Below are 15,603 nucleotides of genomic sequence, written 5' to 3'. Positions count from 1 at the left end.
GGCCCGGGCGAAGCCTCTCGCCCTCGCCGGTCCTGGAAACCGGCAAGGGCGAAGTCCCGACCGGTCACCGCCGGTTCCTCCCGAGGTCAGCAGACCGGGAGACCGGGGACCGGGGCGTCGTTGTCGCCGCCCCTGATGTAGACGTCGCTGACGTAGACGTTCGTGTTGCCGCTGTCGTCGTCGGTCTTCGCCCACCAGACGTTGGTCCACTGGCCGTAGGTCTCCCGGCGGCCCAGGTTCCGCTGGCAGTAGAAATAGTTGGTGCCCGCGTTGAGGACACCGGCCTCGGCGCCGGCAGCGGTGTACGACGTGGCCGTGCGCCAGACCTGGCAGTCGTACTTGCCGCCGCCTGTCGCGGTGCACGCCGCGGCGGGGGTCGAACCGCCGCCGGAGCCGCCGCCCGTGGAGCCGCCGCCCGAACCTCCGCCGGTCGTGCCGGCGCCCGCCGTCCTCGACGGGGTCGCGGTCGCTCCGGGTGCGGGCCGGGACGCGCTCGTGGCTGTCGGCTCCCCCGTCGGGGACGCGGACTTCGTGGGGCCGCGGCCGCTGGGCACCGGGTCGTCCGACAGGTCCACGGAAGCCCGGGTGGCGCCCGGAGAGGAGCCCGCGTCGGCGGAGCGCGGGGACGAGCCGTGCGCCGTGGCCTTCGTGCCGTCGGGGCCGTCGAGCACCGCCACGGTCACGCCGGCCGCGGCAGCGACGGCGATGACGGCCGCAGCGGCGAGGAGGGCACGGCCCCTGCGGCGGCGCGGCGCGGAGTCCGTCCCGGCCACGGCCCCCGTGGCGTCCGGAGACGGGGCAGGAGGCACCGGGGCCGCTGGGGGCACCGGGGCGGGAGGGCCGAACCCGGCGGCTCCCTGCTGCGGCGGCCCATAGCCCGGTGGCGCCACGGGGGGCCCGAATCCGGCGGGCCCCCGCTCCGCCGGACCGAACCCCGGTGGTGGGACCGCGACGCCACGCTCCGTCGCCTCGCGCGGACGTGTCCCGGGAACGCGCAGCCCCCTCGTCGGCACGTCCCCGCCGGGCGAGTGGGCGACGGCCTCCAGCAGTTCGCGCGCCTGGTCCGCGTCCGGCCGGGACTCGGGCCGCTTGTCCATCAGGCGGCGCAGGACGGGACCCAGCGGTCCCGCCCGCACGGGCTCCGGGAGCGGCTCGATCACGATGGCGTTGAGCGTGGACCAGGTGGAGGTGCGGCGGAAGGGCGAGGAACCCTCGACCGCCGCGTACAGCGTGGCGCCCAGGGACCAGACGTCGGAGGCCGGGCCGGGGTCGTCGCCCTGGGCCCGCTCGGGCGCCAGGTAGTCCAGGGAGCCGACGAGTTCGCCACTGCGGGTCAGATGGGTGGCCGACCCGTCGCCCGGGTCCTCCATGGTGGCGATGCCGAAGTCGGTGAGGACGACCCGGCCCGAGCGGTCCAGCAGGATGTTGCCCGGCTTCACGTCGCGGTGCAGCACACCCACGCGATGTGCGGCCGCCAGCGCGTCCATGACCTCGGCGCCGATGGAGGCGGCCTCACGGGGGTCGAGGGTGCCCCGCTCGCGCAGCACGTCGTCGAGCGACGGTCCGTCGATCAGCTCCATGACGATCAGTGGCCGGCCGTCCACCTGCGCCACGTCGTGCACGGCGATGACCCCGGGGTGGCGCACCCGCGCCGCGGCGCGCGCCTCGCGCCGCATGCGCAGCCCCAGGGACGCCAACTCGGTTCCGCCGGCGTCGGAGTACGTCCGCAGCTCCTTGACGGCGACCTCGCGGTCGAGGACCTCGTCGACGGCGCGCCAGACGACACCCATACCGCCGCGTCCCAGCCGCGCCACGATCCGGTAGCGGCCGGCCAGAAGTCCGCCCGCGCCGTCCGCCCGCTCGTTCTCCCCCGAAGACACCGCCTGCCCCGTTCCTGTGGCCTTCCCGTGCGTGGGGACCACATTACGGGGTGGGCACCGCGGGCCTGGGAACGCTGTGGAAAAAGCGCGGGCCCCGCACGAGGGGGCGCCCGGGTGGTGCCCCGGCGGCGGAGGCACCGCACCGCCTCACGCCCTGCGCCGGCCGACCCGGCATGCCCGGCCGGGCACCGGCCGGCCGCCGTCCGGGCGGCGCAGGACGCCGCGGCGCGTGACGCCGTGCCCGTTCGGTGCGCGTCCTCACGCCGGCACCGCCGGCTCCCCCCGCCTCCGTGCCGCCAGATGCTCCAGGCCCGCTCGGGTCAGGCCGGTGGCCCCGGCGACCTCGGCGGTGTCGAGCGCGCCGCAGTCCAGTCCGCGCAGCAGATGGCCGCTCAGCGCTCTGGCGGTCGCCGGCTCGTCCATGACGTCGCCGCCGGCGCGGGCCGTGTAGCGGGCCAGGCGGGCCGCGGTCTGCTCGAAACCCTCGCGGTAGAAGGCGAACACCGCCGCGTATCGGGTCGGGAGGTGGCCGGGGTGCATGTCCCAGCCCTGATAGTAGGCGCGGGCCAGGGCCCGTCGGGTGAGCCCGTAGTGCAGCCGCCACGCGTCGTGCACCCGGTCCGTCGGGCCGACCGGCAGGACGTTCGTGGAGCCGTCGCAGACACGTACACCGGTGCCCGCCGCCGCCACCTGCATGACCGCCTTGGCGTGATCGGCGGCCGGGTGGTCACTGGCCTGGTGGGCGGCGGACACGCCGAGGCAGGCGCTGTAGTCGAAGGTGCCGTAGTGCAGTCCGGTGGCGCGCCCCCGGGCGGCCTGGATCATGCGCGCGACGGTCGCGGTGCCGTCGGCCGCGAGGATGGCCTGGCTGGTCTCGATCTGGATCTCGAAGCCGATCCGCCCGGGCGTGAGCCCGTGGGTCTTCTCGAACTCCTCCAGCAGCCTCACCATGGCGGTGACCTGTTCCGCGTACGTGACCTTGGGCAGGGTGAGCACGAGCCCGTCCGGGAGGCCGCCTGCCTCCATCAGTCCCGTCAGGAAGACGTCGAGTGTGCGGATGCCCCGGTCGCGCACCGGCGCCTCCATGCACTTCATGCGGATGCCCATGTACGGGGCGGCCGTGCCGCTCTCGTACGCCTCGGCGATCAGCCGGGCCGCGCGGGCCGCCGCCCGGTCCTCCTCCGCGTCGGGCCGCGGCCCGTAGCCGTCCTCGAAGTCGACGCGCAGGTCCTCGACGGGCTCGCGCTCCAGCTTGGCGCGGACGCGGTCGTGGACGGGCTCGGCGAGCCGGTCCGCGAGGCCGAGCACGGCGGCCAGTGCGGTGGCGTCCGGAGCATGCCGGTCGAGGGCGGCGAGGGCCCGGTCTCCCCAGTCGCGGATGGTGCCGGCGGCGAAGACGTCACCGGGCACGTAGACCGTGTGGACGGGCTGGCGGCTGCCGGGATCGCCGGGGTAGCGGCGCTCCAACTCCGCGTCGACCGGCGCGAGTGAGGCACTGATCTCCTCACTGACGGCGCCGGCGAGGCTCGTTGTCACCCTCTCCTGCCGGGCTCGACCCATGCCTCACCCTCCCGCTTTCCGCCCCACGGAATCAACAATCCGTTGAGCGAAGCTATCCAGAGGCTCACCGCCGGTCAACACCCCCTTGCGCACACGGCACGCCTCCTCTTCCATGGGGAACGGTCACCCTTTGCCATGTTCACGCCTATCTGATCCGGCTCTGTCACCCCGCGGCGCGCACGGCCCGTCCGGCACCCGTCACCGAAGGAGCCCCCCGTGCCCCACCCCAGCCGAGTCACCCGCCGCCTGGGCCTGCGGACCGCCCTGGCGGCCGCGGTCACCCTGCCTCTGTCCAGCGCGGCGCTGCCCCTGCAGCGCGCCTCGGCCACGGACCGGCACCACCGCCACCTCGAGGTCATGTCGTTCAACCTGCGCCGCGCGGGCACCGGCGGACCCCACAACTGGGCGGCCCGGCGCCCCGTGATGCGGGCGCTGCTGCGCCGGGAGCGGCCGCACCTCATCGGCACCCAGGAGGGCCTCTACGCCCAAGTGCGCGACATCGCGGCCGATCTGGGACCGGACTACGAGTGGATCGGCACGGGCCGCGCGGGCGGCAGCCGCGACGAGTTCGTCAGCGTCTTCTACGACACGCGCCGGCTCGCCCCGGTGGAGTACGACCACTTCTGGCTCTCCGACACGCCCGGTCTGATCGGCTCGAACACCTGGGGCGGCGCCCGCATCCGCATGGTCACCTGGGTCCGTTTCCGTGAACTGCGTCAGTCGCGGCGGGAGTTCTACGCCCTCAACACCCACCTGGACAACGCGAGCCAGTACGCACGCGCGCGTGCCGCCTCGCTCATCGCCGACCGGATCGCCGGGCTCGACCGCTCCCTGCCCCTCGTGGTGACCGGAGACTTCAACGCCCCGGCGCACAAGAACCCGGTCTACGACACCCTGCTGGGCGCCGGCCTCGTCGACACCTGGGACGCCGCCGCCGAACGCACCGCGCCGTACGGCACCCTCCACGACTACAACCCGCCGACACCGTACGGCGATCGCATCGACTGGATCCTGGCCACGCCCGGCGTGACCGCCCACTGGGCGTCGGTCAACCCCTTCACGCAGGAGGGCCGATACCCCAGCGACCACCTCCCCGTGCAGGCGTCGCTGACGCTGGGATGAGGAAAGGCCCCCGCGACCGTCACACGGTCGCAGGGGCCCTCCGCACGCGAAGCCGCTCAGCCCTTGCGGGTCTTGATCTCCTCGGTGAGCTGCGGAACCACGTCGAACAGGTCACCGACCACGCCGTAGTCGACCAGGTCGAAGATCGGCGCCTCGGCGTCCTTGTTGATCGCCACGATCGTCTTGGACGTCTGCATACCGGCCCGGTGCTGGATCGCGCCCGAGATGCCGGAGGCGATGTACAGCTGCGGCGAGACGGACTTGCCCGTCTGGCCGACCTGGTTGGTGTGCGGGTACCAGCCCGCGTCCACCGCGGCGCGCGAGGCACCGACGGCCGCGCCGAGCTCGTCGGCGAGCGCCTCGATGACGGCGAAGTTCTCCGCGCCGTTGACACCGCGGCCACCGGAGACCACGATCGCGGCCTCGGTCAGCTCCGGACGCCCCGTCGACTCGCGCGGCGTCCGCGCGGTGACCTTGGTGCCCGTCGCCTGGTCCGAGAAGGACACGGACAGCGCCTCGACCGCACCCGCGGCGGGGGCGGACTCCACCGGCGCCGAGTTCGGCTTGACGGTGATGACCGGGGTGCCCTTGGACACCCGGGACTTGGTGGTGAAGGACGCGGCGAACGCCGACTGCGTGGCCACCGGGCCCTCGTCGCCGGCCTCCAGGTCCACGGCGTCGGTGATGATGCCCGAGCCGATGCGCAGCGCGAGCCGCGCGGCGATCTCCTTGCCCTCGGCGGAGGACGGGACGAGAACGGCGGCCGGGGAGACGGCCTCGACGGCGGCCTGCAGCGCGTCCACCTTGGGCACGACCAGGTAGTCGGCGTACTCGGTGGCCTCGTGGGTGAGGACCTTCACCGCGCCGTGCTCGGCGAGCGTGGACGCGGTGTTCCCGGCACCGGAGCCGAGCGCGACGGCGACCGGCTCGCCGACACGGCGGGCCAGGGTCAGCAGCTCCAGGGTGGGCTTGCGGACGGCACCGTCCACGTGGTCGACGTAGACGAGAACTTCAGCCATGGGATGGATCTCCTTGCGGATGACGAATCTGGGGGGCGGTCAGGCTGATGAGCCCTAGATGAACTTCTGGCTCGCGAGGAACTCAGCGAGCTGCTTGCCGCCCTCGCCCTCGTCCTTGACGATCGTGCCCGCGGAACGCGCCGGACGCTCGGCCGCGGACTCGACCGCGGTCCACGCACCCTCGAGACCGACCTCCTCGGCCTCGATCTCGAGGTCCTCCAGGTCCCAGGACTGAACCGGCTTCTTCTTGGCCGCCATGATGCCCTTGAAGGACGGGTACCGGGCCTCGCCCGACTGGTCGGTGACCGACACGACGGCCGGCAGGGAGGCCTCCAGCCGCTCGGAAGCGGCGTCGCCGTCGCGGCGGCCCTTGACCACGCCGTCCTCGACGGAGACCTCCGAGAGGAGGGTCACCTGCGGCACGCCCAGCCGCTCGGCCAGCAGCGCCGGCACGACGCCCATCGTGCCGTCCGTCGACGCCATGCCGGAGACCACGAGGTCGTAGCCGGCCTTCTCGATCGCCTTGGCCAGCACCAGCGAGGTACCGATCGCGTCGGTGCCGTGCAGGTCGTCGTCCTCCACGTGGATCGCCTTGTCGGCGCCCATCGACAGGGCCTTGCGCAGCGCGTCCTTGGCGTCCTCCGGACCCACCGTCAGCACGGTGACCTCGGCGTCGTCGGCGTTCTCGGCGATCTGCAGGGCCTGCTCGACCGCGTACTCGTCGAGCTCGGAGAGCAGCCCGTCCACGTCGTCCCGGTCGACGGTCAGGTCATCGGCGAAGTGCCGGTCGCCAGTGGCGTCGGGCACGTACTTCACAGTGACAACGATCCTCAAGCTCACGCCGGCTCTCCTACTGCATCGTCATTTCTGGGCTGCCTTCTTCCAGGCAGCATAGGCGCCTGAAGCGGCCGATCCCGGTCGGGGCGACCCCGCGCTCCGACCGAAATATTACTCGCCAGTACACCCACTGGATGCCCACTAAGCAAGCGCTTTGAACTGTGACCTTGGCAACGCTCAGTAACCGACCAGTAAGTTCAGTCGCGCAGGCCGTTGAAGCGCCCCTGGTGGTAGAGGAGCGGCCGTCCCGTCCCCGAGGGATCCCCCACGACGACTTCGGCGATGACGACGCGATGGTCTCCGGCGGGCACCCGGGTCACCACGCGGCAGACGAGCCAGGCGAGCACACCGTCCAGCAGGGGGACGCCCTCGGGGCCCTCCCGCCAGCCGGTGGGCGCCGCGAAGCGGTCCGCGCCGCTGCGCGCGAAGGTGCCGGCCAGGGCTTCCTGGTGCTCACCGAGCACATGCACCCCGATGTGGTCGGCCTCGGAGACGACCGGCCAGCAGGAGGACCGGGTGCCTATGCCGAAGGAGACGAGCGGGGGCTCGGCGGAGACGGAGGTGAGGGAGGTCGCGGTGAAGCCGACCGGGCCTCCGCCGCCCTGGGCGGTGATCACGGCGACTCCGGCCGCATGCCGCCGGAAGGCGGAGCGCAAGAGGTCCGGGGAGGCGAGCCGAGGAGTACCGAGGCCGGGTATGGCCGTCATGGAACTGTCCTTCTGCGGGAGGTGACGAGGATCCGGGGAGTTCAGCGAGCCGGACAACACGCACTCGCGGTGCGGGCCGGATCCAGGTGGACACGCTCGAGAAGAAGGAGTTCCGGGGGCATACGGTCAGGCTGACGATAGGTGGTGCGCGCAGTCAAGCGCGTTCCGGCATCTGGGAGATGTGTCACCCGCCGCCGGCGCGGCGCGGCCCTCGCCCCGGGGGACGTCAGACCGCCTCGCCGAGGGCGGCGATCACATCGGCCTTGCGGGGCTGCCCCGTGGCGCGGCGCACGATCCGTCCGTCCGCGTCCAGGACGAGCACGGTCGGGGTCCTGAGGACGCCCAGCGCGCGGACGAGTTCGAGCCGCTGCTCGGCGTCGATCTCCACATGGGTGACGCCGGGCACCATGGCGGCCACCTCGGCGAGAACCCGTCGTGTTGCCCGGCAGGGGGCGCAGAAGGCACTGGAGAACTGGACCAGCGTCGCCCGTTCGCCGAGTCCCTGCCCCAACTCGGCCGCACCGAGCCGCTTTCCGTCGTCGCGCCCGCGCATGCCCGCTCTCCGCCCTCTCCCGCTCCGCCGCCGGTGTGGTGTCCCCGCGTTCCCGGACACTCCAGCACGGGACGGCCGCCGGGGATTCCCGTCCCCTCACACTCCCGGCCGGTGACGCCCGGCGGGTGGGCCGGGCCGGCCCGTACGGCGGGTCGCGGTACGCGCGCGGTGGGGCCGGGGGGAGAATGCGGAAGTGGGCCGCTCGGCCGACGTGACGAGGATCTCGCCGTTCACCCGCACCAGGGCTGGCCCACCCGTCCGTCATGGGGGACGATCGGCGGGATGCCGTAACCTACGGCTGCGTAACTTCCCGCCGGGAGTCCCTTCCCAGGCAGAGAGAAGGGTCCGTCCCGCCCATGGCTGAGCTTGTCTACCGTCCCGTCATCGGTCTCGCCCTCACGATGTTCAAGGTGTGGGACCTGAAGATCGACTGCAAGGGCTCGGAGAACATCCCGCGCTCGGGCGGGGCGGTCCTGGTGAGCAACCACATCAGCTATCTGGACTTCATCTTCGACGGCCTGGCCGCGCTGCCGCAGAAGCGTCTGGTGCGCTTCATGGCCAAGGAGTCCGTCTTCCGGCACAAGATCTCCGGTCCCCTGATGCGCGCCATGAAGCACATCCCGGTGGACCGCCAGCAGGGCGAGGCGGCGTACGCCCACGCGCTGGACTCGCTGAGGTCGGGCGAAATCGTCGGGGTCTTCCCCGAGGCGACCATCTCACAGTCCTTCACCCTGAAGAGCTTCAAGTCCGGTGCCGTGCGCCTGGCCCAGGAGGCAGGCGTCCCGCTGGTTCCGATGGCCCTGTGGGGCACGCAGCGGCTGTGGACGAAGGGGCACCCGCGCAACTTCAAGCGCAGCCACACCCCCGTCACGATCCGGGTCGGCGAGGCCATCGAGGCGTCCCGCGACAGCTACGCGGGCGCGCTCACCCGCCAGTTGCGCGAGCGCGTCCAGGAGCTGCTGGAGGCCGCGCAACGCGCCTACCCCGTACGCCCCAAGGGTCCGGACGACACATGGTGGATGCCGGCCCACCTCGGTGGCACGGCGCCGACCCCGGAGCAGCTGCGCGGGGCCGAGGCGCACTGAGGCGGGTCAGGCGGGGTCGCGGACGGCGATCCGGGCCCCGGGGCTGAAACGCTCCAGCAGGTCGGCGAGTTCGGCGGCGGCCTTCTCGACGTCGGCGGCCGGCATCGGAGTCAGGCCCTCCAGCAGGAAGACCGCCGAGGTGGTCTCCTCGGTGAGCCGGGTGCGCGGACCCTGCCGCCAGTTCCAGCGGCGGCAGGTCACACCGGCGTCGTCGCACCAGACCACCTCACCGGCCTCGGGACGCTCGACGGCCTCCTCACCCGCGACGACGGTCACGAAGTCCTCCTCACCCGTGGCCCGTACGAGCCGCATGCGGCCCTGGATGCGGTGGAGGTCCTCGCCGCCGACCGGAATGAGATGGGCGACGCTGATCGCGTTGTAGACGTCGACGAGCACGTTGACGCGGGGCAGGCCGGCATCCGACAGGGCCCTCTTGGCGAGCGCCTCGGCGGAGTTGCGGGTGCGGGACGGCTTGGCGCCGAAGGCCGAGTACACCGCACGCCAGGCCGCCATGTGCGGGTCCTCGTGCGGGGCGCGCCCGTCCAGGCGCGCGGCGAGCCGGCGTGCGGCGTCGTCGAGCAGTGCCGAGGTGGCCCCGGTGCTGGGACCGTTGACGAGCCCGGCCGCCTCGATCGCGACATGCGTGAAGCCGGGCGCGAGGGCGCGTACCTCGTCGGACACGGTCAGGGTGAGAGTCATGGTCTGCCTCAGAGTGCGGTGGGGAGCGTCTTCCAGAGGGAAGGCCGGTCGGGGGCGGCCTTGAGGACGTTCACCACGACCGGATGCGGTTCAGCGTACAGCACCGGATAGTCCACCTCGTTGAACTTTTCCTCCGGGATCCAGGCGAGCCGCTCGCCCTGGAGGGAGAACCGGGCGTCGACACCGGGCTTGTTGCCGCGGGGGTCCTGCCGGTGCCAGGCGCCGTGGAACCGCACGGCGACCAGACCGTGCACGGCATGGCCGCCGCCGTCGAGCCGGAGCCGCTGGTAGCACAGCGCCGCCGGGATGTCCTCGGCCCGCAGAAGGGCCGTCAGGGCGTGCGCCTTCGCGTAACAGACGCCGGTGCACCACTCCAGGACGTCGGAGGCCCGCCAGGTGACCCGCAGGTCGCCGCTGTCGTCGGAGTGCGGAATGGCGTCACGCACGAACTCATAGGCGGCTTGCGCATAGGCATACGAGTCAGCCACCTGGGCCGCGAGACGCGCGGCCGTCTCGCGCACGAGCGGGTGATGGTGGTCGATGACCTCATCAGCAGCCAAATAAGCGGACAGATCGGGGGTTTGCTGGATCAGCTCCATGAGGCAGAGCATAGGAATGCGACCGATCGAGAGTCAATGACTTTTCGATCAGCCGCATACTTATGCATCGCCGGAGCGCTACCTCGCCATCTCCTCCTTGAGTGCCGCCACGAACCGGTCCACGTCGTCCTCGGTCGTGTCGAACGCGCACATCCAGCGGACCTCGCCCGCGGCCTCGTCCCAGAAGTAGAACCGGAAGCGCTTCTGAAGGCGCTCGCTCACCTCGTGCGGCAGTCGCGCGAAGACGGCGTTGGCCTGCACCGGGTAGAGGATCTCCACCCCGTGCACGGCCCGGACACCCTCGGCGAGGCGCTGGGCCATCTCGTTGGCATGGCGTGCGTTGCGCAGCCACAGGTCCTTGGCGAGCAGCGCCTCCAACTGGACCGACACGAAGCGCATCTTGGAGGCCAGCTGCATGGACATCTTGCGCAGGTGCTTCATGCGGCGCACGGCGTCCTGGTTGATGACGACGACCGCCTCCCCGAAGATCGCGCCGTTCTTCGTCCCGCCGAAGGAGAGGATGTCCACGCCGACCGCGTTGGTGAAGGTCCGCATCGGGACGTTGAGGGAGGCGGCGGCGTTGGCTATCCGGGAGCCGTCCAGGTGCACCTTCATACCGCGGGCATGGGCGTGCTCGCAGATCGCGCGAATCTCCTGGGGCGTGTAGAGGGTACCGAGCTCCGTGCTCTGGGCGATCGAGACGACCTGCGGCATGGCGCGGTGTTCGTCCTCCCACCCCCACGCCTGCCGGTCGATCAGCTCGGGGGTGAGCTTGCCGTCGGGCGTGGGCACGGTGAGCAGTTTGAGCCCGCCCATGCGCTCGGGGGCGCCGCCCTCGTCGACGTTGATGTGCGCGCTCTCCGCGCAGATCACCGCGCCCCAGCGGTCGGTGACCGCCTGGAGCGCGACGACGTTCGCACCGGTTCCGTTGAAGACCGGGAACGCCTCCGCCGTGGCGCCGAAGTGCCCACGGACGATCCGCTGGAGGTTCTCGGTGTAGACGTCCTCACCGTACGCGACCTGGTGCCCACCGTTGGCCAGGGCCAGGGCGGCGAGCACCTCCGGGTGGGCGCCCGCGTAGTTGTCGCTGGCGAAACCGCGGGCCTCCGGGTCGTGATGCCGACGCGCGTCGGTCTTCGGAGGGTTCACGGCTTCTCGGTCAGCCACAGGCGGTTCCCGTTCACTTCGGCGGCGGACTTCTCCCAGACCCCGGCGATGGCCTCGGCCAGGTCCTCGACATCGGTGAAACCCGCGAACTGCGCGTGCGGACGCTCGGCGCGCATCGCGTCGTGCACCAACGCCTTCACCACCAGAATGGTGGCCGCGGAGGTCGGGCCGCCCTCACCCGCGGTCTTGCGGAAGCCGTCGGCCATGGCCAGGGTCCACGCCTCGGCCGCGGCCTTCGCGGCGGCGTACGCCGCGTTCCCGGCGGTCGGCCGGGACGCGCCCGCGGCGCTGATCAGGACGTACCGTCCGCGGTCGCTGCGCTGCAGCGCGTCGAAGAAGGCGAGCGAGGTGTGCTGAACGGTGCGGATGAGCAGCCTCTCCAGCAGGTCCCAGTCGGACAGGCCGGTGTGCGTGAACGCGGAGCCGCCACGCCAGCCGCCGACGAGGTGGACCAGGCCGTCCACCCGGCCGAACTCCTTCTCGATGTGCTCCGCCCAGTCGCGGGTCGACTGCAGATCGAGCAGGTCGACCTTCTCCCCCACGACCGTGGCCCCGCCGTGCGCGTAGCGTGCCGCGTCCACGGACTCCGCCAGCCGCTCGGGGTTGTTGTCGGACCCGACGACGACTGCTCCCGCCTCGGCGAGCCGCAGCAGCGTCGCCCGGCCGGCGGGTCCGCCCGCGCCGGCCACCGCGATCACGGAGCCGCTCAGTGCCCCGTTCCCGTTCCCCATGCTCCTCGCCTCCTGGGCAGCGTCACTGTCGCTCGTGCGCAGGGCGCTCACGCGGCGGCTCGCTCGGCGGCCTCCGCGGTGATGCCCTTCGTCGAGGCAATCACGTTCTTGAGCTTCTTGGCGAGCGCCTCATAGAACATGCTGAGCGGAAACTCGTCCGGAAGCACGTCGTCCACGAGTTTGCGCGGCGGCTGCGTCAGGTCCAGGGCGTCCGCGCCCTTGGCCCAGCGGGAGGCGGGGTGCGGCGAGAGGTAGGCGGAGACCAGTTCGTACGCCTTGAGCCAGTGGACGAGCTTGGGGCGGTCGATGCCCTCCCGGTACAGCGTCTCGATCGCGTCGCACAGCCGGTTGGTGGCCTGCGGGGCACGCCGCCAGTCGATGGAGAGCTTGTTGTCGGTCCACCGGACGACATCGTGCCGGTGCAGATAGGCGAAGAGCAACTGGCCGCCGAGGCCGTCGTAGTTGCGGACGCGCTCACCGGTGACCGGGAAGCGGAACATGCGGTCGAAGAGCACCGCGTACTGCACGTCACGGCCCTGCGGGAAGCCGTCGGCCTCCAGCCGCACGGCCTCCTTGAAGGCGGTGAGGTCGCAGCGCAGCTCCTCGAGGCCGTACATCCAGAACGGCTGGCGCTGCTTGATCATGAACGGGTCGAACGGCAGATCGCCGTGGCTGTGGGCGCGGTCGTGGATCATGTCCCACAGGACGAACGCCTGCTGGCAGCGCTCCTGGTCGTGGACCATCTCCGCGATGTCCTCGGGCAGGTCGAGACCGAGGATGCCGACGGCGGCCTCGGTGACCCGGCGGAAGCGCGCGGCCTCGCGGTCGCAGAAGATCGCACCCCAGGTGAAGTTCTCGGGGGTCTCGCGCACGGCGACGGTCTCGGGGAAGAGGACGGCCGAGTTGGTGTCGTAGCCCCCAGTGAAGTCCTCGAAGGTGATGCCGCAGAACAGCGGGTTGTCGTACCGGGTGGCCTCCAGTTCGGCGAGCCACTCGGGCCAGACCATGCGCAGGACGACCGCTTCGAGGTTGCGGTCGGCGTTGCCGTTCTGCGTGTACATCGGGAAGACGACCAGGTGCTGGAGGCCGTCCCGGCGGATCGCGGCGGGCTGGAAGGCCATCAGCGAGTCCAGGAAGTCCGGCACCTGGAAGCCCTCGTCGGCCCAGCGGCGCAGATCCTTCACGAGCGCCTCGTGGTAGGCGGCGTCGTGCGGCAGCAGCGGGGACAGCTCCTCGACGGCCCGCGCCGCGCGGCGCACCGCGGACTCGGCGTCCACGCGATCCGGTGCACCCTCGGCGTCGAAGTCGATCGAGCCGTCCTCGGCCTGCCACGGCCGGATCTGTTCGACGGCGTCCTTGAGCACGGGCCAAGCCGGATGGTCCACCACCCTGCTCTGCGGAGGAACCCGCTCCTCCGAACCCACCTGCACAAGCATTTCCGTCATAACCCATCCTCCACGGGAGAACCTCGCGTAAGGACACCGTAAGCACAGAAGGTTTCCCCCAGCAAGGGGGTGGTCAGCAAATATTCCTGCATGCCCCCGCCTCCACCGCTCTTTTTCCTGCCGCATGCCCCGTGTTCGACGACATCGGGCTCCGCCCGGCGGTCGGTGGAGGCGCGCGTTCCCGACGCGGGCCCCGGGTCGCCCGAGCCTCGGGTCAACACCCGCGCGACGCGCCCACCCGGAGGTGAGGCGCACCGGGCCGCCCGGCGCGGATCGGCCCCGTGCCGTACGCCCATTGCCTCGTGAACGAGCGGGTTCAGCGCGCAGCCGGGCCACTAGGCTGCGGCCGTGCCGCGCGGGTACGGGAGCGCCACGCGCGACAGCCGAGCCGCCGTCGACGGAAGCGAGTTGAACCTTGAACTTCCTCACCATCGGTCACCGCGGAGTCATGGGTGTCGAACCCGAGAACACCCTCCGGTCCTTCGTCGCCGCCGAGCGCGCGGGCCTCGACGTCATCGAGCTGGATCTGCATCTGAGCAAGGACGGCGCCCTAGTGATCATGCACGACGCCGAGGTGGACCGGACGACCGACGGCACCGGGCCCATCTCCGAGAAGACCCTCGCCGAACTGCGCGCGCTCGACGCGGGCCGTGGTGAGCGGGTCCCCGTCTTCGAGGAGGTCCTGGACGCGGTGAAGGCACCGCTCCAGGCGGAGATCAAGGACGTGGCCGCGGCGCGGGCGCTGGCCGACGTGATGCGCCGCAGGGACCTGGCCGGCCGGGTCGAGGTGTCGTCCTTCCACGACGCCGCGCTCGCCGAGGTCGCCCGGCTGGTGCCGGGCGTGCGCACCGCGCTGATCGCCGGCCGCTACGGCACCGATGTCGTGGAACGCGCGGCGGACGCGGGTGCCACCGCCGTCTGCCTCAACATCCGCCGGCTGACCCTCGAGGTCGTCGAGCACGCGCGCAAGGCGGACCTGAGGGTCATCGGCTGGGTCGTGAACACCCAGGAACATCTGCGGCTGGTGCGCGCGCTGGAGCTGGACGGCGCGACCACCGACTACCCGGAGATCAAGCGCACCGGCCGCTTCACCGCGTGACCGCTGGGGAACCGCCCCCGGCGGATGCCCGCCCGGGTGCCGCGTCCCTCAGACCAGGGACTTGACCAGCAGCTCGAACTGCAGGTCGGCGCGCTGCGGAATGCCGAAGCGCTCGTCGCCGTACGGGAAGGGGCTCATCCTGCCCGTACGGCGGTAGCCGCGCCGCTCGTACCAGGCGATGAGATCCTCCCGGACGGATATCACGGTCATCTGCATCTCCGTCACGCCCCAGGTGGCACGGGCCGTCCGCTCCGCCTCGGCGATGATCACCTTGCCGAGGCCCGCGCCCTGGAGCGTCGGGCTGACCGCGAACATGCCGAAGTAGGCGTGGTCGCCGCGGTGTTCGAGCTGGCAGCAGGCGATGACCGCTCCGTCGCGCTCGACGGTGAGCAGCCGGCTGTCCGGCGCCTCGATGACGTCCAGCACCCCCTCGGGATCGGTGCGCTGCCCCTCCAGGATGTCCGCCTCGGTGGTCCAGCCGGCCCGGCTGGAGTCGCCGCGGTATGCCGACTCGACCAGCGCGACCAACGCGTCGACGTCCGCCTCGGTGGCGTCGCGGAAGGTCAGTCCGTTCATGGTGGTGGGGTCGCCGGCAAGGCTGTCCATGGGGTGCTTCTCCGTCTTCTGTGGCGCGAGTCGGGCATCTGCGAGAGTAACCGTCCCGCTAGTCTGCGCCTGCATGGTCCACGTACTGAGCAGCCGCACCCTCCTGCGACCCACCGACCCGGAGCGCTCGCGTGCCTTCTACGGCGGAAAGCTGGGGCTCGCCGTCTACCGGGAGTTCGGTACGGGTCCCGAGCGCGGGGTCGTGTACTTCCTGGGCGGTGGCTTCCTGGAGGTGGCGGGTCGCGGTGACGCCCCGCCGTCGCCCGCGCTGAAGCTCTGGCTGCAGGTCCCGGACGTGACGGCCGCGCACGAGGAGCTGGCGGGCAACGGGGTCGACATCCTGAGGCCGCCCGTCAGGGAGCCGTGGGGGCTGATCGAGATGTGGATCAGGGACCCGGACGGCACACAGATCGTGCTGGTGGAGGTCCCGGCCGACCACCCCCTGCGCTACCGCCCGGGCATCTGAGGCACCGGGCGGCCGCCCGGGCCGGTGC

At 71.8% G+C, this 15,603-nt stretch carries 16 protein-coding genes; 4 read left to right on the top strand and 12 right to left on the bottom strand.

The genetic code is table 11. The annotated features are described in order from the left end of the window. Window positions 1-86: 86 nt before the first annotated feature. Both ACZ79I_RS37120 and ACZ79I_RS37115 read right to left on the bottom strand, forming a co-directional pair. Entirely contained in the window at window positions 87-1,880 is a 1,794-nt protein-coding gene (locus ACZ79I_RS37120; RefSeq protein WP_471503775.1) for a serine/threonine-protein kinase, read from the bottom strand. Between the two features lie 258 nt (window positions 1,881-2,138). Further along, window positions 2,139-3,440: a DUF6986 family protein gene (locus ACZ79I_RS37115; RefSeq protein WP_471503773.1), complete on the bottom strand. Its 1,302-nt coding sequence runs from the start codon at window positions 3,438-3,440 to the stop codon at window positions 2,139-2,141. 216 nt (window positions 3,441-3,656) lie between these two features. On the opposite strand from ACZ79I_RS37115, the gene ACZ79I_RS37110 reads away from it, so the two are divergent. Then, window positions 3,657-4,562 (top strand): endonuclease/exonuclease/phosphatase family protein, encoded by a 906-nt coding sequence (locus tag ACZ79I_RS37110; protein ID WP_471503771.1) that lies wholly within the window; start codon window positions 3,657-3,659, stop codon window positions 4,560-4,562. Between the two features lie 56 nt (window positions 4,563-4,618). Here the strand turns inward: ACZ79I_RS37110 and ACZ79I_RS37105 are convergent, their stop codons facing one another. The 4 genes from ACZ79I_RS37105 to ACZ79I_RS37090 form a co-directional block, all read right to left on the bottom strand. After that, entirely contained in the window at window positions 4,619-5,581 is a 963-nt protein-coding gene (locus tag ACZ79I_RS37105; RefSeq protein WP_471503769.1) for an electron transfer flavoprotein subunit alpha/FixB family protein, read from the bottom strand. Between the two features lie 54 nt (window positions 5,582-5,635). After that, on the bottom strand, window positions 5,636-6,421 hold the full coding sequence (locus ACZ79I_RS37100) for an electron transfer flavoprotein subunit beta/FixA family protein (protein WP_381079070.1): 786 nt from the start codon (window positions 6,419-6,421) through the stop codon (window positions 5,636-5,638). Between the two features lie 194 nt (window positions 6,422-6,615). Then, window positions 6,616-7,125 carry a flavin reductase family protein gene (locus ACZ79I_RS37095; protein WP_471503767.1) on the bottom strand — a complete coding sequence of 170 codons (510 nt, stop codon included), beginning with the start codon at window positions 7,123-7,125 and terminating at the stop codon, window positions 6,616-6,618. Between the two features lie 226 nt (window positions 7,126-7,351). Next, complete coding sequence (locus ACZ79I_RS37090) at window positions 7,352-7,678, bottom strand: TlpA family protein disulfide reductase (protein WP_381079074.1); 327 nt, start codon at window positions 7,676-7,678, stop codon at window positions 7,352-7,354. Window positions 7,679-8,034: 356 nt separating this feature from the next. Between ACZ79I_RS37090 and ACZ79I_RS37085 the strand changes: the two genes are divergently transcribed. Continuing rightward, the gene (locus tag ACZ79I_RS37085) at window positions 8,035-8,763 is read left to right on the top strand and encodes a lysophospholipid acyltransferase family protein (protein WP_471503763.1); all 729 of its coding nucleotides are present in this window, start codon (window positions 8,035-8,037) and stop codon (window positions 8,761-8,763) included. Window positions 8,764-8,769: 6 nt separating this feature from the next. On the opposite strand, the gene ACZ79I_RS37080 is transcribed toward ACZ79I_RS37085, so the two are convergent. The 5 genes from ACZ79I_RS37080 to ACZ79I_RS37060 all read right to left on the bottom strand — a co-directional run bounded on the left by ACZ79I_RS37080 (window position 8,770) and on the right by ACZ79I_RS37060 (window position 13,404). Beyond that, complete coding sequence (locus ACZ79I_RS37080) at window positions 8,770-9,462, bottom strand: B3/B4 domain-containing protein (RefSeq protein ID WP_471503760.1); 693 nt, start codon at window positions 9,460-9,462, stop codon at window positions 8,770-8,772. 8 nt (window positions 9,463-9,470) lie between these two features. After that, the gene (locus tag ACZ79I_RS37075) at window positions 9,471-10,061 is read right to left on the bottom strand and encodes a transglutaminase-like domain-containing protein (RefSeq protein WP_471503757.1); all 591 of its coding nucleotides are present in this window, start codon (window positions 10,059-10,061) and stop codon (window positions 9,471-9,473) included. 78 nt (window positions 10,062-10,139) lie between these two features. Next, window positions 10,140-11,210, bottom strand: a complete 1,071-nt coding sequence (locus ACZ79I_RS37070; RefSeq protein ID WP_471503755.1) for a threonine aldolase family protein — start codon at window positions 11,208-11,210, stop codon at window positions 10,140-10,142. Further along, the gene (locus ACZ79I_RS37065) at window positions 11,207-11,959 is read right to left on the bottom strand and encodes an SDR family NAD(P)-dependent oxidoreductase (protein WP_471503753.1); all 753 of its coding nucleotides are present in this window, start codon (window positions 11,957-11,959) and stop codon (window positions 11,207-11,209) included. Before ACZ79I_RS37065 ends, ACZ79I_RS37070 begins: the two co-directional genes overlap by 4 nt. Window positions 11,960-12,006: 47 nt before the next feature. Beyond that, window positions 12,007-13,404: a DUF6421 family protein gene (locus ACZ79I_RS37060; RefSeq protein WP_471503751.1), complete on the bottom strand. Its 1,398-nt coding sequence runs from the start codon at window positions 13,402-13,404 to the stop codon at window positions 12,007-12,009. 415 nt (window positions 13,405-13,819) lie between these two features. Here ACZ79I_RS37060 and ACZ79I_RS37055 point away from each other — a divergent pair, with 415 nt between their 5' ends. After that, entirely contained in the window at window positions 13,820-14,503 is a 684-nt protein-coding gene (locus ACZ79I_RS37055; RefSeq protein WP_471503749.1) for a glycerophosphodiester phosphodiesterase, read from the top strand. A gap of 48 nt (window positions 14,504-14,551) precedes the next feature. Here ACZ79I_RS37055 and ACZ79I_RS37050 read toward each other — a convergent pair whose 3' ends face one another. After that, entirely contained in the window at window positions 14,552-15,109 is a 558-nt protein-coding gene (locus tag ACZ79I_RS37050) for a GNAT family N-acetyltransferase (protein ID WP_471503746.1), read from the bottom strand. 73 nt (window positions 15,110-15,182) lie between these two features. Between ACZ79I_RS37050 and ACZ79I_RS37045 the strand changes: the two genes are divergently transcribed. Beyond that, complete coding sequence (locus ACZ79I_RS37045) at window positions 15,183-15,575, top strand: VOC family protein (RefSeq protein ID WP_471503744.1); 393 nt, start codon at window positions 15,183-15,185, stop codon at window positions 15,573-15,575. Window positions 15,576-15,603: the final 28 nt, after the last annotated feature.

This window comes from Streptomyces sp. PSU-S4-23 (assembly GCF_055632315.1).
This window is presented reverse-complemented; position numbering and strand designations above follow the sequence as displayed.